19 protein-coding genes and 3 tRNA genes are annotated in these 21265 nt (G+C 44.9%); 8 read left to right on the top strand and 14 right to left on the bottom strand.

The genetic code is table 11. The features are described 5' to 3' along the window. The first annotated feature begins 63 nt into the window (after nucleotides 1-63). The 4 genes from hfq to hflC all read left to right on the top strand — a co-directional run bounded on the left by hfq (nucleotide 64) and on the right by hflC (nucleotide 3739). A complete protein-coding gene (hfq, locus tag PATL_RS20345) occupies nucleotides 64-315 on the top strand; it encodes an RNA chaperone Hfq (RefSeq protein WP_006994043.1) in 252 nt (83 codons plus the stop codon). A 25-nt stretch (nucleotides 316-340) separates the two neighbouring features. Next, on the top strand, nucleotides 341-1639 hold the full coding sequence (gene hflX / locus PATL_RS20350; RefSeq protein ID WP_011576680.1) for a ribosome rescue GTPase HflX: 1299 nt from the start codon (nucleotides 341-343) through the stop codon (nucleotides 1637-1639). A 63-nt stretch (nucleotides 1640-1702) separates the two neighbouring features. Further along, nucleotides 1703-2851, top strand: a complete 1149-nt coding sequence (hflK, locus tag PATL_RS20355) for an FtsH protease activity modulator HflK (protein ID WP_011576681.1) — start codon at nucleotides 1703-1705, stop codon at nucleotides 2849-2851. A 3-nt stretch (nucleotides 2852-2854) separates the two neighbouring features. Continuing rightward, nucleotides 2855-3739, top strand: a complete 885-nt coding sequence (hflC, locus tag PATL_RS20360; RefSeq protein ID WP_011576682.1) for a protease modulator HflC — start codon at nucleotides 2855-2857, stop codon at nucleotides 3737-3739. Nucleotides 3740-4093: 354 nt separating this feature from the next. On the opposite strand, the gene PATL_RS20365 is transcribed toward hflC, so the two are convergent. From PATL_RS20365 to PATL_RS20395, 7 genes are all read right to left on the bottom strand, one after another. After that, complete coding sequence (locus PATL_RS20365) at nucleotides 4094-4525, bottom strand: DUF3859 domain-containing protein (RefSeq protein WP_011576683.1); 432 nt, start codon at nucleotides 4523-4525, stop codon at nucleotides 4094-4096. 53 nt (nucleotides 4526-4578) lie between these two features. Then, entirely contained in the window at nucleotides 4579-5238 is a 660-nt protein-coding gene (locus tag PATL_RS20370; RefSeq protein WP_011576684.1) for a glutathione S-transferase family protein, read from the bottom strand. 13 nt (nucleotides 5239-5251) lie between these two features. After that, entirely contained in the window at nucleotides 5252-5860 is a 609-nt protein-coding gene (locus PATL_RS20375; protein WP_011576685.1) for a glutathione S-transferase family protein, read from the bottom strand. A 48-nt stretch (nucleotides 5861-5908) separates the two neighbouring features. Further along, the gene (locus PATL_RS20380) at nucleotides 5909-7804 is read right to left on the bottom strand and encodes an ABC transporter substrate-binding protein (RefSeq protein WP_011576686.1); all 1896 of its coding nucleotides are present in this window, start codon (nucleotides 7802-7804) and stop codon (nucleotides 5909-5911) included. Nucleotides 7805-7997: 193 nt separating this feature from the next. Beyond that, complete coding sequence (locus PATL_RS20385) at nucleotides 7998-8417, bottom strand: DUF4112 domain-containing protein (RefSeq protein ID WP_011576687.1); 420 nt, start codon at nucleotides 8415-8417, stop codon at nucleotides 7998-8000. After that, nucleotides 8417-9499 carry a ferrochelatase gene (hemH, locus tag PATL_RS20390; RefSeq protein ID WP_011576688.1) on the bottom strand — a complete coding sequence of 361 codons (1083 nt, stop codon included), beginning with the start codon at nucleotides 9497-9499 and terminating at the stop codon, nucleotides 8417-8419. The genes PATL_RS20385 and hemH overlap by 1 nt, the downstream gene beginning before the upstream one ends. A gap of 102 nt (nucleotides 9500-9601) precedes the next feature. Further along, a complete protein-coding gene (locus PATL_RS20395; protein ID WP_011576689.1) occupies nucleotides 9602-11200 on the bottom strand; it encodes an AbgT family transporter in 1599 nt (532 codons plus the stop codon). Nucleotides 11201-11421: 221 nt separating this feature from the next. Between PATL_RS20395 and PATL_RS20400 the strand changes: the two genes are divergently transcribed. Genes PATL_RS20400 through PATL_RS20415 form a run of 4 tightly spaced genes read left to right on the top strand, consistent with a single transcriptional unit; the run spans nucleotide 11422 to nucleotide 16395 of the window. Further along, nucleotides 11422-11955, top strand: a complete 534-nt coding sequence (locus PATL_RS20400) for a hypothetical protein (protein WP_011576690.1) — start codon at nucleotides 11422-11424, stop codon at nucleotides 11953-11955. A gap of 8 nt (nucleotides 11956-11963) precedes the next feature. Continuing rightward, nucleotides 11964-13721 carry an OmpA family protein gene (locus PATL_RS20405; protein WP_011576691.1) on the top strand — a complete coding sequence of 586 codons (1758 nt, stop codon included), beginning with the start codon at nucleotides 11964-11966 and terminating at the stop codon, nucleotides 13719-13721. 17 nt (nucleotides 13722-13738) lie between these two features. Beyond that, entirely contained in the window at nucleotides 13739-14242 is a 504-nt protein-coding gene (locus PATL_RS20410) for a Rab family GTPase (protein ID WP_011576692.1), read from the top strand. Continuing rightward, nucleotides 14239-16395, top strand: coding sequence for a putative bifunctional diguanylate cyclase/phosphodiesterase (locus PATL_RS20415; RefSeq protein ID WP_011576693.1), 2157 nt, complete (start codon nucleotides 14239-14241; stop codon nucleotides 16393-16395). The genes PATL_RS20410 and PATL_RS20415 overlap by 4 nt, the downstream gene beginning before the upstream one ends. Here PATL_RS20415 and PATL_RS20420 read toward each other — a convergent pair. The 7 genes from PATL_RS20420 to PATL_RS20450 all read right to left on the bottom strand — a co-directional run bounded on the left by PATL_RS20420 (nucleotide 16352) and on the right by PATL_RS20450 (nucleotide 21260). Next, complete coding sequence (locus PATL_RS20420) at nucleotides 16352-17536, bottom strand: acyl-CoA dehydrogenase (RefSeq protein WP_011576694.1); 1185 nt, start codon at nucleotides 17534-17536, stop codon at nucleotides 16352-16354. The two genes, PATL_RS20415 and PATL_RS20420, sit on opposite strands and share 44 nt — an antisense overlap. 64 nt (nucleotides 17537-17600) lie before the next feature. Then, nucleotides 17601-18653: an aldo/keto reductase gene (locus PATL_RS20425; protein ID WP_011576695.1), complete on the bottom strand. Its 1053-nt coding sequence runs from the start codon at nucleotides 18651-18653 to the stop codon at nucleotides 17601-17603. Between the two features lie 53 nt (nucleotides 18654-18706). Then, entirely contained in the window at nucleotides 18707-19132 is a 426-nt protein-coding gene (locus PATL_RS20430; RefSeq protein ID WP_041714123.1) for a hypothetical protein, read from the bottom strand. A 600-nt stretch (nucleotides 19133-19732) separates the two neighbouring features. Then, nucleotides 19733-20917, bottom strand: coding sequence for an elongation factor Tu (gene tuf, locus PATL_RS20435; protein ID WP_011573501.1), 1185 nt, complete (start codon nucleotides 20915-20917; stop codon nucleotides 19733-19735). A 63-nt stretch (nucleotides 20918-20980) separates the two neighbouring features. Further along, a tRNA-Thr gene (locus PATL_RS20440) sits at nucleotides 20981-21056 on the bottom strand. A 6-nt stretch (nucleotides 21057-21062) separates the two neighbouring features. Continuing rightward, nucleotides 21063-21137: transfer RNA gene (locus tag PATL_RS20445), tRNA-Gly, on the bottom strand. 38 nt (nucleotides 21138-21175) lie between these two features. Further along, nucleotides 21176-21260 (bottom strand) — tRNA-Tyr (locus PATL_RS20450). Nucleotides 21261-21265 lie beyond the last annotated feature (5 nt).

Below are 21265 nucleotides of genomic sequence, written 5' to 3' on the forward strand. Positions count from 1 at the left end.
CCTTTTTAAATTCTGTATACTGGGCAAAAAGGCGAGTTTGATAATAAAAAGAAAGGATAGATGATGGCTAAAGGGCAGTCTTTACAAGACCCATTTTTAAATGCGCTACGCAAAGAGCGTATTCCTGTATCAATTTATCTTGTCAACGGGATTAAATTGCAGGGTCAAGTTGAGTCATTTGACCAATTTGTCATTTTGCTAAAAAACACCGTCAGCCAAATGGTATATAAGCATGCAATTTCTACCGTCGTTCCTTCACGGGCGTTACCGGTTGCTGCTACTAATCCTCATGCGGATGCTGACGAGAACCAATAGTTAGTGAAGGTTCCAGGAGAACGGCTTGTTTGACCGTTATGAAGCAGGCGAACAGGCTGTATTAGTACATATAGATTTTTCTGATGACAACAGCAAAGAAGATCTACTAGAACTTCAGTTGTTGGCCACATCTGCGGGAGTAAACGCGGTTGATGTCGTTACTGGCAGCCGTAATGCTCCTCATACGCGCTATTTTGTCGGCAGTGGCAAAGCAGAAGAAATAGCGAACACCGTTAGAGCATCTGAAGCTGATGTGGTTATTTTTAATCACAGCTTATCGCCCTCTCAAGAACGTAACTTAGAGCAATTATGTAAATGCCGTGTGCTGGATCGCACCGGATTGATTTTAGATATTTTTGCGCAACGTGCACGTACCCACGAAGGTAAGTTACAAGTAGAGCTCGCCCAACTTAAACATATTTCTACACGTCTTATCCGCGGCTGGACTCACCTTGAGCGTCAAAAAGGCGGGATAGGCTTGCGTGGTCCAGGCGAAACACAATTAGAAACCGACAGACGTTTGCTGCGTGCGCGTATTAAAAGTATTCAGGGGCGGTTACGCAAAGTACAAAAACAGCGTGAACAAGGCAGGCGCGCGCGAGTGCGGGCTGAAATTCCGACCCTAGCGCTTGTGGGTTATACCAATGCCGGTAAGTCGACCTTGTTCAATACGATCACTCAGTCTGAGGTATACGCAGCGGATCAACTATTTGCCACGTTAGACCCAACATTGAGACGAATTGAGTTACAGGACGTTGGCCCAGCAATATTGGCTGACACGGTTGGATTTATTCGCCATCTTCCTCATGATTTGGTCGCCGCTTTCAAGGCAACACTTCAAGAAACGCAGCAGGCAGATTTATTGCTCCACGTGGTTGACTATTCCGATGACCAATTTCGTGAGAATATCGATCAGGTTAATGAGGTATTGGACGAGATTGACTCTGACGAAATACCCCAATTAATGATTTGTAACAAGATTGATCGCATGGACGGCGTTGAGCCACGGATCGATCGAGATGAAAACGGCGTACCAACTCGCGTCTGGATGTCGGCACAGCAAGGCTTAGGAACTGAATTATTGTTCGAAGCACTGAGCGATTGCCTAGCACAGAATATGGTGCGGCATCAGTTACGCATTCCGCCGCAAGAAGGTAAACTACGAGGTGATTTGTTTAATTTAAACTGCATCTCTGAAGAATCTTATGCCGATAATGGTGACTGGTTAGTAGAGATACATATGCCTCTTGCAGATTGGCAGCGTTTGGCAAAACACTCTGATGCTGATTTAGCAGCCCTTATTGTGAAAAGCACTGAAGCATAGCGGTTATCCGGTACGTAGAATTTATAAACAGAATATATATGATTAACTATTTGGAGAGTAAAGATGGCTTGGAATGAGCCCGGTGGTAACAATAACGATCCGTGGAAGAACCGCGGTGGTCGCGATCAAGGTCCACCTGATTTAGACGAAGTATTTAAAAATATTTTAAATAAATTCGGAAAGTTCGGTGGTGGCAAAGGCGGCTCTTCTGACGGCAAAGGCTTCGGTTTGGGTCTTGGTTTGGTTGTTGGCCTCTTAGTTATCGTTTGGTTCATCAGTGGTTTTTACACCATACGTGAAGCTGAGCGCGGTGTGGTATTGCGTTTCGGTGAGTTCAGCCACTTTGTTGAGCCTGGTCTACGCTGGAAACCGACGTTCGTTGATAGTGTGTTACCCGTTGACGTGCAAACGGTACGTTCACTGCCTTCTTCTGGCTCTATGCTGACCGAAGATGAAAACGTGGTGCGGGTAGAGATGGAAGTACAATATCGAATTCTTGAACCGTATAAGTACAGCTTCTCGGTGACTAGCCCAGAAACAAGCTTGAGCCAAGCGTTTGACAGTGCCATTCGCTACGTAGTGGGTCATTCAAAAATGGATGACATCCTCACCAGCGGCCGTGAAGTGGCACGTCAAAATGTACGTGACGAACTTCAAGCAATTTTAGAACCCTACGATATGGGGATCTCAATAGTTGATATGAACTTTAAAGATGCCCGCCCTCCAGAAGAGGTGAAAGCCGCATTTGATGACGCTATTGCCGCCCAAGAAGATGAGCAACGCTTTATCAATGAAGCAGAAGCTTATTCTCGTGAAATCGAGCCTCGTGCTCGTGGTCAAGTCAATCGTATGGCTGAAGAAGCGCAAGCATATAAAGAGCAATCTATCCTGCAGGCGCAAGGTGAAGTTGCACGTTTCGAAGAGTTGCTTCCTCAATATAAAGCAGCCCCTGAAGTGACGCGTAGCCGTATTTACTTGGAAACATTGGAAGAAGTGTACGCTAACACCAGCAAAATCATGGTAGACACCAAAGGTAGTGGCAACATGCTTTATCTACCGCTAGACAAAATCCTGGAGAAACAAGCCTCCAGCACATCGCCATCAACAAACCGTAGAACGCTAGAAGGTTTACGTAATCAAGATCCAGTATCAAATAGTGGCTCACAAGATAACGGCATTCGTAGTGGCAGTTCACGTAGTGGGAGAAACTAAGCGATGAAAAATTTCTTAATCGTCATCATTATCGCACTAGGTGCATTGGTCCTTAGCTCACTGTTTGTCGTGGACGAAGGTGAAAAGGCCATCGTGATTCAATTCGGTAAAGTTCAACGTGATAGCGACAGCGGTGAAACCGTGGTTTTCGAGCCCGGCTTACACTTTAAGCTACCGCTAATTGACCGCGTTGTAACCCTAGACGCACGTATTCAAACATTGGATGAAGTAGCTGACCGTTTCGTTACGTCAGAGAAAAAGGACTTAATCGTTGATTTATACGTCAAATGGAAAATCAAAGACTTTGCTAAATACTACTTGGCAACAGGTGGCTTTAAAGACAACGCTGAAATCCTTTTACAACAAAAAGTAAACAACGGACTACGTTCTGAATTTGGTACTCGTACCATTTCGCAAATCGTATCTGGTGAGCGCTCAGAGTTGATGGACGAAGCGATGGCGCAAGCATCAGATAGCTCAGATGAACTCGGTATCGAAATTGTTGACGTACGTGTTAAGCAAATCAACTTACCGCTGGAAGTACGTAACTACATTTTCCAACGTATGCGTACTGAACGTGACGCGGTTGCCCGTGAGCATCGCTCTGAAGGTAAAGAGAAAGCTGAATTCATCAAAGCAAATATGGACGCAAAAGTGACCGTAATGCTTGCTGACGCAGAACGTAACGCCCGTAAATTACGTGGTGAAGGGGATGCAAAAGCCGCTGAAATTTACGCTAAAACCTATACCAAAGACGCTGAGTTTTATAACTTCCTACGTAGTATGGATGCATATAAGAACAGCTTCAGCAACAAGCAAGACGTCATCGTGCTTGAGCCTGACAGTGACTTCTTTAAGTACATGAAGAACGAAACAGGCCAAAACTAATCTATTTATAAGAGCTGTATAAAAGGCTCTTTGAAAAAAACGTGAAAAGCGCCAATTTGGCGCTTTTTTTATGCTTGTTTCTCATGTCCTGCGGACACCTATCGCCTTTGCCCACGGCGCACAGCTTTGCTGCTTACTTATTGTGGTGCTTTATATCCGAAAACGTAACCGAAGAAGAAAATCGTGCTATATCAAGCGGCTGTCACATTCACCTAAACAATTGGCCGTAAAAGGGCGAATTAGCTGTGCGCAAACAGCGAATTGGGACAATGCTCCTCGTTTAGAAAAGAGTGAAGTCTATAGGAGGGAATCTCAGAAATACTCTCTGGGTATATACGGCTTTATTTTTCCTCTTCAATACCCCCGACGTTTCCAGAATTGAATTTCGCCATCACCGTGTTCTATTAGTACGCTGAAGGTTTTTTCTGCTAATACTTTGCCATTTAGTTCTATCGCCATTCGCCAGTCTCCCACTTTATTTTCTAAAGGCGGCCAGATGGTGTCCCCTAGATAGAAGTCCCAGTCGTTGTTGTCTACGTACACCTCGCCTTGGAACGGGGACATGATGTTTCCTGTGTCGTCAGGAATTTCTGGATGATAAATCCAGTACGTAAGCTTTTTGCCCTTGGCTTTTTTACAGTTAATAATAAAACCGAATTCTATATCCAGTTCGGCTGGAATGTCCGTGGTGAAGGTTTTTATCTTGGGCAAGGCTTTTTCTTGTTCATCCCAGTGCTTGTATATGCCATAACTGGTGATATCAAAAGACGAGCGTAATTTAGACATTACGCTGTCCCTCGTGCTTTCTTTGATATAAGCATTGTTCTACGTCAAAGGAATTACCGAGTGACAATGGTTTGTGCCCCTTTGACCAAATTTTCTTTGTCAATTTTATCCGGTACTTGGGTGCCTTTACGGGCCAATGGTCTGGCTTCGATGCTGTTCTTCCAACGTACTAAATTATCCAGGCCTGAAATATCGATGCCTGACCATTCGTACGTGCGTACCCAGCACCAATTTGCCATATCGGCAATGCTGTAATCCCCTGCGAGGAATTCATGCTTCGCTAATTGTCCGTCTAATACTTCGAACAGACGTCGGCCTTCTTTTTGGTAACGCTCGATAGCCGGTTGAATTTTTTCAGGGAAATAACGATAAAACACGTTGGCTTGACCCATCATTGGCCCTACCCCGCCCATTTGAAACATTAACCACTGGATAACTTGCGAACGGCCTTTGGCATCTCTGGGGATGAACTGCCCCGTTTTTTCAGCTAAATACAGCATGATCGCGCCGGACTCGAACACGGCGAAATGGTCTTCGCCTTTGTCCACCAGCACCGGAATTCTTCCGTTGGGGTTACGCGCTAGGAATGCTGGAGTTTTCTGTTCTTGCTCCATTAAGTTGATGTTGTGCACTTGGTAAGGCAACTGCATTTCTTCAAGTGCGACAGAGGCCTTCCAGCCATTAGGAGTAGACGAGGTATACAAATCAAACATGAAGTATCCTTTTTTATGCTTTAGCGGCTGGGCGTGCGCTAACGGCATCGTACCAACGCTGTAAGTGTGTTTGCTCTGGTGAAATCCGCACATTAACCACTCGACCAAAATCGATTGAACATACCGCTGTGATATCCGCAATACTGAATCTATCGCCCGCGATAAATTCATACTCAGCTAACCGATTGTTTAAAATGTCGAGAAACTTAGCGGCGTCTTGCCCGGCGATTTTTCCATACTCAGGCACAGGCGTCATACGATCTTTGAAATATCCCGTAGAGTGTTGAAAACACATGCCGATTTGCATGAAAAGGCCGAATTCACACTGGCGCTGCCACATGTCGATTTGTGCTTTTTCTAATGGCGTGCTGCCCATTAGGGGGCTTTCTGGATGCAGCTCTTCGAAGTAACGACAAATTGAGACAGATTCATAGATGCACGTGCCGTCGTCTAGTTCCAGCACGGGCACTTTGGCCATGGGATTACGGGCGCGCATAGCAGGGCTTAAATTTTCACCGCCTTGTATGTCGACTTGAACGTACTCCATGGGAAGGTTTTTTTCGGCCAGAAAAAAACGCACTCGACGGGGCGTAGGTGCGGTTTGCGTTTCGTATATTTTCATTTCACGGCTCCAGTGTCAGTTGCTGCACTGGGCAATGAACACATGTAATCAGTTATGCTGTAACCAATATCGGTTTTTCAGCGTTTGGTATTGCTCAGTTTTTTTATATTCTTTTAGTGCACTGTCAATCAAAGGAATTAATTCCTTATGTTTATTATGCACATAGTGATAAAGGGGTACAGTAATAATTGTTCTGTAGGAGCTGTTACTGATGAGCAATTTGTTGTCGATAATCTCGCTGGCACCGAGCACCATTAACCCTTGTTCATTGTCATTGAACGCACGAAATAAGGTCTCGACCGTATCGTACTTTTTGAGCTTAACCTGATTCTCGTTGGCCCAGTTATTAACGACCAGTAAATCATTAATAACTGATACTTCACTCGCTTTTGGCAGGCTAGTGGCACACATATCGAGATCTTTACATACCAAGTAAAACGATACATTGGCTAAAGGTTCCGGTACTTGCTGCAAAGAAGGAGCAAGATGTTTGTAACCATCAACTCGGATTAACTCTCCATCCCCGCCAAATCGATAAGCGTTAAGTGACGCTTCAAGGGAGCCAAACCGCGTGACTGATATGCCATAGCCCAATTGCTGATAAATATCTTGCATCAAGTTTGAGGCAAAAAACGACTCTTTCAATCCAGTGACTGAAGCAAAATATAGTTGAGGAAGTTCAGCGGCTTGCGCATAAATATTCATTTTAAAATCGATATGAGTGCGCTTCAATATTCCCTCACGCAAGGGGGCTGAGTTATCTTCGTAAATACTTTTAGCGATACTTCTCGCAGCATTTTTCGCAATATCATCCTTGGCTTCACGATCAAAAAACTGCACCAATGTACTTGAGTTTGCTAGTGAATTGGCCGCAGTCTTAACTCGGTCGCTGGGCAAATCTTGAGTAAATTGAGTATTTACCACAGGCAGTGAATCAAACCCCATGGCCATTTCTTTGTTATTAGCCAACAGAAATCGTAGCAATGGCGCCAAGTGAGCCTTGTTTTTAGCTGAGCGGGGCACCACCCATATCTCCAGCGGAGCGACCTCGGCTTGGTTCATTTGATTAGCCTTAGGGAACGAGAAAAAGCCGATATCTTTGTTCCGCAAAGGGTCGATAGTCCCTTCTGCAAATTGTCCCATTAATGTCATTGCTGCTTGCTTAGCTTCGACTACTTTCATTACTTGTTGCCAAGTCCAGTGACGCTGCGGCGCAAAAAACCATTCCTTTGAAAGTAGCTGCTCAAATTGTTTTAAAAACGTTTCTGTCGTTGGGCCTGCCAATGCTTGCCCATCAATGACTTGCTGACGAAATTCGAGTCCGCCGGCGTCTAATGACAAATAATCTAACCACGCAAGGGCGGGCCAGCCTTCTTGCACTGCTTGGACCAATGGATTTGCACCTTGCTCTTTTATGCGCTGGCAAAGGGCTATGAATTCTTCCCAGTTATTGGGTGGTTTTACGTTGAGTTCCTGAAAAACGGCTTTGTTATAGTAAAAACCCCAGCCGTATTGTGCGATTGGAAGCGCGTAAGTTACAGCGTCTTCATTGGAAACGCTTTGCTGCGTGACACTGTGCAATACCGCGGGTTGAATAGACCTTTGTAACTCTTTCCTTGGCAGTAAAGAGTCTATTGGCTGTATCACATCTTGTGCAATCAGCGAGCGAAGGCGCTCTCCTGCCTGCCAATAAAGTAAGTCGAATTCACCCGTTTCAAGCCACCGAGGTAATAAGCGTTTGAATTCTTTATCGCTAAAGAAGGTTACCTTGACATCGTATTGAATAGATTGGGTTGAAAAGTCGTTAAACGCCCCGCGGTATATATCACTTTGACGTTCGTTTGTGGTCAAAACCGCTACAGACAGTACCTGCTGTGCTTGAGCAATCGCCGAAAAGCTAAGAAAGAATAAAACTCCCCATAGGATGTTAATGATGTTACTCATATAAATACATGTCCAGCTCAAGCAAGTTGTAAAGGGCTTCAAAGATATACAGCGCCGCGCTGCTAATTCATCCCTACAAAACCGCAAATAATACTTACTAATGCTAAATACTTTAACCGATTTTGCACATTAGACAAAAGACGATTTTTTACACTACAAAAGTGGTTTAACGCTAACTTTAGTCGTATTTACATCAGTTTGACTCGTTCTCCCAGCGACTTAGGTGCTCAGCAGCCAGGGATTTAAGTGTCTGATGATGGGTTTGAACCCACCAATTTTCTAACAGGCGGATATTCTTGCGGTTCGCTTTATAAAAGATATCACTAATATCTCCAACGAATGGTATTAAACCAATCAGGAAATCGAAGATGGCATTGCGCACCATGGCTATACGAAGTGTTTTGGGCGCACCCATTTGCCCAGCCAAATGAATAATATGTGCAGACATCGCCGCAGTTGCTAAATCACCCATACCAGGCACGAGTCCTAAAATACTGTCTAAGCCGAAACGGATTTTAGTGAAGGGTATGCCCACAGCAGTATCAAGCAAATGTGCCATTTTTTGTGCTTTACGTAAGGCGGCTGGCGCTTTAAGTGTTTGTGGGGTAGTCATTATTTATCACTCCCCATGGCGGTGGCTAAGTCAGCGCTTAATTGACTATTTCGGTCTGGGCACTCCCAGCCACCTAGGTTCTTTTCAATCAAGCTCTCAAGCGCGGCAATGTGTTGTGGCTGTGCATTGAGCGCAGCGATGTATTCGTAGCGCTGCCCACCAGCTTCCAGAAAATAGTCTCTGTTCTCAATGCCGATTTCTTCAATCGTTTCTAAGCAATCAGCGGAGAAACCAGGGCAAATCATTTGCACTGACTTAACACCCTGCTCTGGCAAAGACTTAAGGGTATGATCGGTATAAGGTTGCAACCACTCTTCTCGACCAAAGCGAGATTGAAACGTCACCATATACTCATGTTTACCAAGACCAAGCTTTTCCGCCACTAAACGCGAGGTTTTATAACACTCACAGTGGTACGGGTCGCCAGCGGTCAGATACCGTTTTGGGATCCCATGGTAGGTAAATATGAGTTTATCGGCTCGTCCATGAGTGGCCCAGTGTTCGGTAATGCTGCCTGCTACCGCGTCGATATAAGGCGTAAAATCATGGTAGTGACTGATGAACCTAACGTCTGGTATCCAACGGGTTTTGCGCAATACCTCGCCCAAGGCATCAAAAGTCGAACCATTCGTTGCCCCGCTATACTGAGGATAAAGCGGCAACACCAGCAATTGACGCACCCCCTTTTCAAGCATGTTCTGAGTGACTGATTCAATCGACGGCGAGCCATAGCGCATAGCAAAATCTACCACTACTTTGTCGCCGTACTTTTGCTGCATACTTGTGGCAAGCGCATTGGTTTGATCTTGCGTATGAAACATAAGCGGCGAGCCGCGATCGGTCCATACAGTGCTATAAGCATGGGCCGATCGCTTAGGCCGAATGTTTAGGATCACTAAGTTAAGAATCATCCACCAAATTAGTTTAGGCACTTCAACCACTCTTGTGTCTGATAAAAACTCGCGCAAATAGCGTTTCAAAGCGCCTTTTTCGGGCGCTTCTGGTGTACCTAAATTAGTGATCAGTACACCAATTTTATCAGCCTGCTTATGGGTAAACGTTTCATTAGAACGGTATTTCATTTCTTCACTCTACTTGTGTTAAATACGTCAATGCATCAAGTACGTTGCAAGCACCAAATTAGACTTAATGCGCTGTAATTATTACCGCGACATAAATGCCACTTACCCAGTGTAATAAGTCTCTGCCCCAGGCCCTACCGGCATGCCTAAAAGAAATACCCACACATAAAATAACAAGGTCCAACCCACCATGAATACAAGACTGTAAGGCAACATGGTGGCAATTAACGTACCCATGCCTAAGTCTTTTTTATACTGCGCGGCGATAGCTAATATCAACCCAAAGTAACTCATCATGGGTGAAATCACATTCGTCACTGAATCTCCTATCCGGTACGCCGCTTGAATTACCTCTGGAGCAAAACCCACCAGCATCAACATGGGAACGAAAATAGGAGCAGTAACCGCCCATTGGGCCGAAGCACTGCCAAGGGACAAGTTCACCATGCCACACATCAATATAAAGAAGATAAATACGCCAGGGCCGTCAAGACCAATCGTTTGAATTAACTCAGCACCTTTGACGGCAAGTACAGTCCCCAAATTTGTCCAATTGAAGAAAGCCACAAACTGCGCGGCAAAAAATACTAAGGTGATGTATAGCCCCATCGCTCCCATACTTTTAGACATCGCATTGATGACGTCTTTATCATTATTCATGGTACCAGCGATTTTCCCATACACGAATCCAGGCACAGCAAAGGTAATAAAAATAAAAGCAACAATCCCTTTTAAAAATGGCGAGCCAGCAACGGCACCAGTTTCAGGGTGTCTTAAAATGCCATTTTCTGGAACTATGGTCAGCGCCAACACACCACACAGTAGCGCAAAACTTACACCTGCCCAGCGCAACGCTTTTTTCTCTAAGGCTGTTGGTGCACTCATTTCTTGTTTGCCCAACTCGATTGAGGCTTCACTTGGGTCGTACTGGCCTAAACGCGGCTCTACGATTTTCTCCGTTACAAATGCCCCTAGGCCCGCCACTAAGAAAGTACTGATAAACATAAAGTACCAATTCACTTCTGGGCCCACCACATAATCTTGATCAATCATATGGGCTGCCGCTTCAGTGATACCTGACAAGAGGGGGTCGACCGTACCGAGCAATAGATTGGCGCTATAACCACCAGACACACCAGCAAATGCAGCCGCAAGACCAGCAAGAGGGTGACGCCCCAAAGAATGAAATATCATTGCCGCCAGCGGTATCAACACCACATAACCCAACTCTGAAGCCGTGTTTGACAAAATACCCGCCAGTACAATAACCACGGTTACCATGCGCTTAGAGGCATTCATGACCATGGCACGCATTGCGGTTGACAATAAGCCTGAATGTTCAGCAACCGACACCCCTAGCAAGGCCACTAACACCGTTCCTAACGGGGCAAAGCCTGTGAAGTTGGTGACTAAATGAGTGACTATTCTTTGCAAACCTTCTGCGTTAAGCAGCGATACCACTTGTATCATGCCATCCGGTGCACGCCCTTTCGCATCAAGCGGGCGAGGGTCGACTACACTGACGTCAAAGTAGCCTAAAACACCACTGATAATGACAATCGCTGTAGCAAGTAAAGCGAACAATGTAATAGGGTGTGGTAGTAGATTTCCAAGCCATTCCACTGTTGCGAGAAACCTCGAAAACCACCCTGTCGGGTTCTCTTGGCTTGTTTGTTTTTTCTGATCGTTAGCGTCTTGCAAACCGACTCCTTAATTATTCTTATCTGCTTTCACAGTTACACGCATATAGTACCTAATTCGCTAAACAAACGTTAGAGTTCAGGCAAAGGCAGTCATTTACTGTTGTTTTATTAGCCATAACGTCTACTTTTTGATAAAAAAGTGTTTGTATATCAGACAGAACGCTTTATTGTTGTATAAAAAATTAGACTTTTTATTGTTGCTGCCACAAGGAAATTCAGATGACAAATAAGCAGTCCCAAGACAAAACTGATAAGCAAAATCCTGCAACTGAATTAGCGCAACTTCGGCAAATCGTTTTTGGTGATGCTCAACAGGACTTAGAGCAAAAAATCGACCAGTTAGGACAAAGCTTACAAGCCCAACTAAAACACCTAGAACAACAAACCTCTCGTCAATTTTCGCAACTTCAAGCTGCTTTAGAAAAGCATGTTCATCAGTTGGAAGATAAACTCCTCAACGCGGATAAAGACCAAGATGCCAAAGCAAGCGAGTTGTTCACACTGAACAAGAATCTCTCTAGTGAATTGGAAATGGCAGAGGCAGCCAACAAGCAAGAAACAGATGAAATACATAAGCGTATCGATCACGACTTAGCGACATTATCGAATAAGTTCTCTGAGCAACTCAAACAAGCTTTGGCTCAGCTTACTCAAGTCTCAAATGAGCTCAATGCCAGCAAAACAGATCGCAAAACCTTGGCTAAATTACTGTCTACTGTAGCTTCAAACTTAGAAACTGGCGATGATGAGTAACCTTTATCATGTCGACTCAGGGAAGTAGTAACGAGTCTGAACACGACCCGCAACTTCAAGAGCTGCGGAGAATTCTGTTTGGTAGAGATAATCAACACATCACCCAAGCCCTTCGTCAAAATGCTAGAACGATTGTCAGTGAGGTCTTTTCAGAAGCCTTCAAAGATCGCCAAGACAAAGACGGTAGTGTAAAAAAAGTGATGGCGCCGTTAGTCGACAAATCAGTAGAATACTCTGTCTCCAATCGTAAAGAGCAATTTGTCGGTTATCTGTACCCCATAGTTGGCAGTGTAGTAAGAAAATCCGTTACGGCATTTTTGACCGAGTTTATCGAACGAACCAACCAACTACTTGAAAACAGTCTAACCATCAAAGGGCTCACATGGCGCTTCCAAGCTCGGCAAGCAGGGATACCCTACGCCACTTATATTGCCAGTCAAACATTTAACTACCGTGTTGAGCAGGTCTTTTTAATCCATAGGGAAACTGGTTTACTGCTTAATACCCTTGCCTACAACCAGCAATCGTCTGCTGATGCAGACTTGATATCGTCCATGCTAACGGCCATTAATGATTTCGTTTCAGACTCCTTCAGGCCAAATAAAGACGGTCAAGAGCAAGGCTTAGATATTGTCAAAACCGACGATTTCACCTTAGTTCTCAAAGCAGGACCAAGTGCCATTTTAGTTGCTGCGGTAACGGGAAATATGCCGCAAAGAGTAGCGAACCAATTACAGCAAACGATTGAAGAAATTCACACGCTATATGAGCCTCAGTTGAGGGAATTCAAGGGCGACGCGTCAGCCTTTGCCGATTGCGACCAACAACTTGCTGACTGCTTGGTCTCTGAGTTAAAAGACAGCGAGAAAGCAAAAGAGTCAAAACCTTGGATGGCATGGGGGATATTACTTTTTATCGCGATTGGGGCTGGCTATTACAGTTACAAACTGTGGCAAATACAAAACTACGTACAGAAAATATCTAGTATCAATCAAGAGGCTGGGATCATGCTCGTACAGGCCCAACGGAACGGCATTAAAGACATATCAATAGATATACTTCGAGACCCTAACGCCGAAAAAATCAACAGTTGGTTGGCTGAGCAAAATATTCCACAGGAGATGGTGCGTGTGACTGAAAAGCCTTATCTGTCTCTTGAAGAGCCCATCATACAAAGTCGCCTTAGTAACGTATTGGTGCAATATCCGAGCTTAACTTTAGCGAACAATTCAATCAGTGGTGAGCTTGATCAACAGCAGTATTTTGACTTACGAAATCGTGTTCAGCAGTTGCCGGGGATGCTGGATAGCGAGAGTGTGCTAGGGCAAATTAGTGTTACCGACCCACTCACGCTACAAATGGATGACGTTGAAAGCATCCAGACGCTTATCGACCTCAAAATTAACCAGTTTAACGGCGCTTCGATTGAGTTTGCCATCAATAGCTCACAACTGACACCTGAAGCGAAAGATGGTATCAGCACTGTCGCAGAGATTGGTAAAACACTATTGAATCTTGCCAAGCAAACAGAGCAAGAGATGAGCTTCATCGTTATTGGCGCCAGTGACGCACAAGGTTCACGGTCCTATAATGAAGTGTTGAGTATTAAACGTGCCCAGACAGTAAAAAATGCATTGCAGATGCGTGGGATCCCAGCCGATAAGTTAAATGCTATCGGTATTGGCATTGTTGACGTGCCCGCAGCAGGCAATGGTGCTCGTAAGGTGCTGTTTAATGTTATAAAAACTCATGCAACACAGCCGTAATGGACAGCTAGACAATTATGATCCAAAAAAAAATATGTGTACTCGGTGCCTCTGGAGTGGGGAAAACTAGCCTCATAAAACAATACGTTGAGGGTATTTTTTCTGAAAAATACCTCACTTCGATTGGCGTCAAGATAGACAAGAAGCAAGTGCAGTGCGAAAGCAACACAGTTCAGTTCATGCTGTGGGACATTGAAGGAATCGACCGCTATTGCGGCTTTCAGCCTAAGTATCTCAGAGGCGCAGCTGCTATCATCATTGTGGTCGATCATACGCGCTCGCAATCACTGATTGAAGGCATAGAAATCTACAATTTAGCAAAAGACGTCGCCAACATACCGGCCATTTTGGCCATTAACAAAGCGGATTTAAGTACTGCGTGGCATTGGGAAGAAGATGAGTTAGCAGAGTTATCTAGCCCGTTCAGTCATACATTCCGGACAAGCGCGAAGACGGGAGACAATGTAGAGCTTCTATTTTCAACGTTGGCTCAACAGTTACTAAGTGAGGCTGAACAATGAAATTATCTCTTTTGAAAGCACTTGGAATTATCGATTGTTGTATTTTTAAACGTATCAACGCACAACATTTCGAAACCGTTTACGCAGAAAATGCATGGATAGATTTACTGCTTCCAGGTGCAAGAGATAGCAAAGCATTCACCACACCTACTGACAGCCCCTTTTTAGACGATTTTTTGATGCAAGCAGAAGAGTTTTGGGAGTACGCTGATTATGGAAAAATTGAATCAGGCATTTGGAACGAAGAAATAGAAGATAACGAGCTTAAGCTCAATGCCTACGCGAGCATGGACAAGGGGGATTGCTATATCGTAATTCATAATGTAATTGAGCAATTTCAGCAGCGCCAACAAACACTTCAGTCAGCCCGTGAACTCCTCCTGTCAAATGATAAAATTGTCGCCCAGCAAGAATATGTTCATCAACGTTTGGATGACATGCTGAATCAATCTTCTGATCTAAAAAGCATTCAGCAACCAATCAATGAAGTGATCGAAAAAACCGATATAGGGGTCGCAATATTATCACCCAATTTGCAACCTATAAGCCAAAACCCTGCTTTATACAGTCTCTTTGATACTCATATAACGCAGCCAGAAACCCAGCCTTATGAAATTATTTTGCAGCTATTCGAGAAGCAATACCCCGAGTTTGAAAGGGTCATTAGTACAGGCAGTCGCTGGAGCGGCGAGCTATTTTGGTTAAAACCACCGGGCACAGGCAAATGGATTAAGTTATCCATTTACCCAGTAAAAGCCGACTTTCAACAAATTACCCACTGGGTGTTTATGCTGAGTGATATTTCTCAGGTGAAGCATCTTCTGCAGAATAATGAGAAGCTAACCTATTATGATGCCCTGACCGATATTCCGAATCGCCAATATTTTTGGATGCAATTGGAGCAGTCAGTTAATAATGCGATGCCTTTCTATGTCCTGTATTTGGACATAAAAAACTTTAAGCGTATTAATGAAATTCACGGTCACTCCCGAGGTGACCAAATTATTAAAGAATTGGTTGAGCGCATTACGCCGCATATTAGCGAAGGTGACATGTTTGCCCGTATCGGCGGAGGCGAGTTTGCGATTATTAGGCAAAAAACTGTTACTGAACAGCAATGTATTGATCTTGGTCACAAGCTGATTGACGCCGCTGTTCAGCCTTTCTTTTTGCCTAACGGAACACATTGTGAAATCGGTTTAAACATTGGTGCTGCTAGCTTCCCCCGAGACGCTGATGACGCTGAAACCTTGATGAAGTTTGCTGATCTTGCGGTTTTCAACGCTAAGAAAGCCTCTAAAAGCAGCGTTCAATTTTATTCTCAAGAATTGAAAGAAGCCTCTCAGCGCATCATTGAATTAGAGAACGCTTTGCAAAGCGCCATCACTAATCATGAGTTCGAGCTATTTTTGCAACCTATGTTGGACCTAACAAGCGGCACCATTCTAAAAGCAGAAGCATTGCTACGCTGGAACCGTTTAGACGGCGAGCGCATCGGGCCTGATGAGTTTATCCCGATTGCAGAGCAAACGGGTCTCATTGTGCCTATTGGTAAATGGGTGATCTCTCGGGCATGTGAAATGATAAGCACCCTAAACCATAGGGGTTACAGCTGTAAGTTATCCGTGAATTTGTCGCCTCGGCAAATCAGCGATCGCCATTTATTAGAGTTTATTCGAGGCTCGATCCAGAACAGTCATATCCTGCCGAATCAATTGGAGCTAGAGTTAACAGAAGGTGTATTAGTTGATAATTACGACAAGGTGCAGTACTTACTGACCGAGGTAAGAAAACTCGGTGTCAGCGTGTCGATAGATGATTTTGGCACTGGCTATAGTTCACTTTCCTATCTTAAAAAGCTGCCTATTGATCATATAAAAATTGATCGCTCATTCGTGCAGGATTTGGTTAGTGACGAAAACGACAAAGCCATTATTTTAGCGATTATCGCCATGGCCCATAGCTTGAAGTTGAATGTTATTGCCGAAGGTGTTGAAACTGAGCTGCAACGTAACTTTTTACAGCTCAATCACTGTAATCTTGCCCAGGGCTATTTGTTCAGCCGCCCGTTACCCTTTGCCCAATTTTGTGAGTACCTAAGTGCCAGCCCTACGCAAAAGCTGATAACCCCGTCTGCGCCCTTCCCAGAATAAGCGCATGCACATCGTGAGTCCCCTCGTAGGTATTCACCGCTTCAAGGTTGAGTACATGGCGAATAATGTGAAACTCATCAGAAATGCCATTAGCCCCGTGCATATCTCTTGACGTACGTGCAATATCTAAGGCCTTACCACACGAGTTGCGTTTGATTAATGAAATCGCTTCAGGGGGTAAGGCGTTTGTGTCCATTAACCGGCCAGCCTGCAAGCACGCCAAGAGACCAATTGATATTTCTGTTTGCATATCAGCCAGCTTTTTTTGTATCAGTTGGTTGGCCGCCAATGGGCGCGAGAATTGCTCTCTGTCCAAACAATATTGCCTTGCTTGATGCCAACAGAATTCAGCTGCTCCTAAACTGCCCCACGCAATGCCATATCGTGCCTTATTTAGGCAGCTGAACGGCCCTTTGAGGCCTTCCACGTCTGGCAAGATGTTCTCAACGGGAACAAACACATCCTGCATCACAACCTCACCGGTCACAGACGCCCTCAATGAAAACTTACCTTCTATTTTTGGTGCACTCAAACCCTGCATATTTTTCTCTAATATGAAGCCCCGGATCGCGCCATTGAGCTTGCCCCAAATGACAAACACATCAGCGATCGGTGAGTTAGTGATCCACATTTTACTGCCATTGAGACAATATCCACCATCGACCTCCTTAGCTTGCGTCAACATACTTGCGGGATCAGAACCAGAATTCGGCTCAGTCAAACCAAAGCAGCCCACCCATTCACCGCTAGCTAGTTTTGGCAGATAGCGCTGCTTCTGCGCTTCGCTACCAAAAGCATAGATAGGAAACATCACCAAAGAAGATTGCACGCTCATGGCACTACGATAACCGCTGTCGACTCGCTCGACTTCTCTGGCTATCAAGCCATAACTCACATGGTTTACCTCAGCGCAGCCGTATTTTTGAGGCAAAGTACTTCCTAGCAAACCCAACTCACCCATTTCATACATGATGTCACGATCGAAGTGTTCACCACGATTACCATGTAATATTCTGGGCATGAGTTTTTGCTGGCAGTACTCATGCGCTGTATCTGCAATCAGCTTTTCGTCTTCATGCAGAAGTGAGTTCAGCGCAAGCGGATCTTGCCAGTTAAAAATAGGGGTAGCTTGTCTGCTCATAGTACCTCGTTAATTTTTGCTTATTAAAAGCCATGTCGCTAGCGCTGCGGGACGTTTACAACGACTAGAAGGGCGCAGGGTATTGCCTAAGGACATCGCTGGTATCCTTTAATGCTTGTTCATTTAAAGGCTTGGCGAAGGCTGCAATGTTTTCCTTTAACTGAGACATACTCGTTGCACCAATGATGGTTGATGTAATACCTTCCACATTGTCACACCAAGCTAAGGCCAATTCACAGGGGGTTAAGCCATGGGCGTTGGCCACCTCAACATAACCACGAATAGCGGCTTCTGTACCTTTGGTGTCTCTGAAAATACCGTTGCGTTGTTCGAACGTCCAACGGCTGCCTTCGGGGCGCTGGTTATTTAAATATTTACCACTTAGTGCACCTCCAGCCAAAGGTGACCAAGGCAAATACGCTATATCTTCTGCCACGCAGCTTTCAATCAGGTATGGCCAATCTTTAGCGTGTAATAAACTAAATTCATTTTGCATGGAAACCATGCGCGGCAAATCGTGTTCTTTGCTTAAATTCAGGTACTGCTGCAAGCCCCATGGCGTTTCATTTGATAGTCCACAATGGCGGATTTTTCCTTGTTTAATACAGGTGTTAAGTGCTTCTAGGATAGCGAGCATCTGCGCGGTTTCAGCGGCTCTGTCTGTATCAGAAAACCGCACGCAACCCACAGCATGTTTAGCAAAATGTGGAGAGATACGATTCGGCCAATGCAACTGATAAAGGTCAATATAATCAGTGTTTAAGCGCTTCAAGGATGCATCAACAGCTTGAACAACTGACTCCGCAGATATTTTGCTACCGCTACGAATATAACTCAGACCTGGACCAACAATTTTAGACGCTAAAATAATGTCCTTACGCTTCGATGGATTACGCCTTAACCAATCCCCGATGATTATTTCTGTATGACCGTACTTGTCTCCTGATGGCGGCACAGGATACAACTCGGCGGTATCAATAAAATTTACACCTTGAGATAGCGCATATTCAATCTGCTCATCTGCATCTTGTTGGGTGTTTTGTACGCCCCATGTCATTGATCCTAAGCACACGCGAGAAACGGATAGGCCACTGCGACCTAACGCTGAATAATTCATCTAAATTCCTTATTTGGTTTTCACATTTGCCATGACATGGCATTTTAAAGCAGTCAGCAATGTGTACTTTCATTATCTATCATAACTAGTGAACCACCATACCTATTTAATGGATACGCTCCCGCATAAATATCGTACAGACGGTCTGATTTGTAATGAGCTTTTATTGCTGCTTCAAGTTTACTAATGGTACTTCTAGATTGTGATTGCTTAGAGAAATGCAAGCAAGTTTCTTGCTCGATTAATTCAAATCGCTCTCCAAAATCACTGAAATCTTTACCTATCATTTGTAGGTTATCATCTAAGCCGACAACAGAGCCAACGTGCTGTTGGTCTTCATCTATATAAGCGAAAGGAGGAACCCCAGGGACGCCAACGCGCAGAGTAATATTTTGCTGGGTGGCTTTTGCCAATATGATAGGTGATAGCAAGCTTAAAAAGAGAACTACCATTACCTGCTTCATCATCACGTCTGCCACTTGGTGTTACTTATCGGATAATACTTAACACCGCTTCAAAGTACAGGCAAATTATCAATCTGGAAGGCGCGAATCTCTACATTTAACTTTATGACAAACACCAAAAAGGGTGAAATCAGTTTATTTAGGCGCGTTGCGCCGCCTGACTGAACGGGCACACAGGATTGTGTGCACCGGACCGCGTTGCCAGGAAAGGGCTCAACCCCGTTTTGTATAGACATAAAAAAAGGCCACCGAAGTGACCTTTCTTTCAAATCAATTTGCTAGTAATTAAGCAATGATTTTTGCAACAACGCCAGCACCTACTGTGCGGCCACGTTACTCCGGGCATCCTGCCCTACGCCCTACGGGCCATGCTTCGCATGTTCAAAATTGTTCCCGACGATTTTGTCACGGAATAATCCGCTTGGAGCCACACAATACGTGCAGGCACAAAAAAGGGTGAAACCGGAGGTTTTCTGGCGCACTGCGCCAGCCGGTTGAACGACCGATACGGATATCGGGCTGGCCGCATCACCAGGGACGGGTTAAACCCCGTTTTGTCTGGACATAAAAAAAGGCCACCGAAGTGACCTTTCTTTCAAATCAATTTGCTAGCTATTAAGCAATGATTTTTGCAACAACGCCTGCACCTACTGTGCGGCCACCTTCACGGATTGCGAAGCGTAAACCTTCGTCCATCGCGATAGGAGCAATCAATTCAACTACGAATTTCAAGTTGTCACCAGGCATTACCATTTCTACGCCTTCAGGAAGCTCTACAGCACCTGTTACGTCAGTTGTACGGAAGTAGAACTGTGGACGGTAACCTTTGAAGAATGGAGTATGACGGCCACCTTCGTCTTTGCTTAGTACGTATACTTCAGCTTCGAATTGAGTGTGTGGGTTGATTGAACCAGGCTTAGCTAGTACTTGACCACGCTCAACATCTTCACGCTTAGTACCACGAAGCAATGCACCGATGTTCTCACCAGCACGACCTTCGTCAAGCAATTTACGGAACATTTCAACACCAGTTACCGTTGAAGTCGTTGTATCTTTCATACCAACGATTTCTACTGCATCACCTGTGTTTACGATACCACGCTCAACACGACCTGTTACAACCGTACCACGACCTGAAATTGAGAATACATCTTCAATTGGAAGTAGGAAAGGCTTGTCGATGTCACGCTCTGGCTCTGGGATGTAGCTATCAAGGGCTTCTGCAAGCTCAATGATTTTTGCTTCCCATTGCTCTTCGCCTTCTAGGGCTTTAAGCGCTGAACCTTGGATTACTGGTAAGTCGTCGCCAGGGAATTCGTATTCTGAAAGCAATTCACGTACTTCCATCTCTACCAATTCTAACAATTCTTCGTCGTCAACCATGTCACATTTGTTCATGAAAACAACCATGAAAGGTACGCCAACCTGACGGCCTAACAAGATGTGCTCACGTGTTTGTGGCATAGGACCATCGGTCGCTGCTACTACTAGAATCGCGCCATCCATTTGAGCAGCACCAGTGATCATGTTTTTTACATAATCGGCGTGTCCAGGACAGTCAACGTGTGCGTAGTGACGAGTAGGCGTATCGTATTCAACGTGAGACGTTGAAATTGTGATACCACGCTCGCGCTCTTCAGGAGCGTTATCGATTTGATCGAATGCAGATGCTGCACCACCGTACGTTTTTGCTAGTACAGTAGTAATTGCTGCTGTTAGAGTGGTTTTACCGTGGTCAACGTGGCCGATTGTACCGACGTTTACATGCGGTTTAGTGCGTTCAAACTTTGCTTTTGCCATTGTCTATTCCCCAGCAAATTGTGATAAGAAATTGTGTTTACTTTTTGAACTGGGGAGAGAAAGTGGTGCTGATAGGCAGATTCGAACTGCCGACCTCACCCTTACCAAGGGTGCGCTCTACCAACTGAGCCATATCAGCACTGATTGGAGCGGACAGAGGGAATCGAACCCTCATCATCAGCTTGGAAGGCTGAGGTAATAGCCTTTATACGATGTCCGCACATCACATTCTCTCTAGCCACTTCACTTTTGAAAAAGTGGTGGAGGGGGCAGGATTCGAACCTGCGAAGGCTGAGCCGTCAGATTTACAGTCTGATCCCGTTGACCGCTTGGGTACCCCTCCAGATT

Source organism: Paraglaciecola sp. T6c, from assembly GCF_000014225.1.
GTDB lineage: Bacteria > Pseudomonadota > Gammaproteobacteria > Enterobacterales > Alteromonadaceae > Paraglaciecola > Paraglaciecola atlantica_A.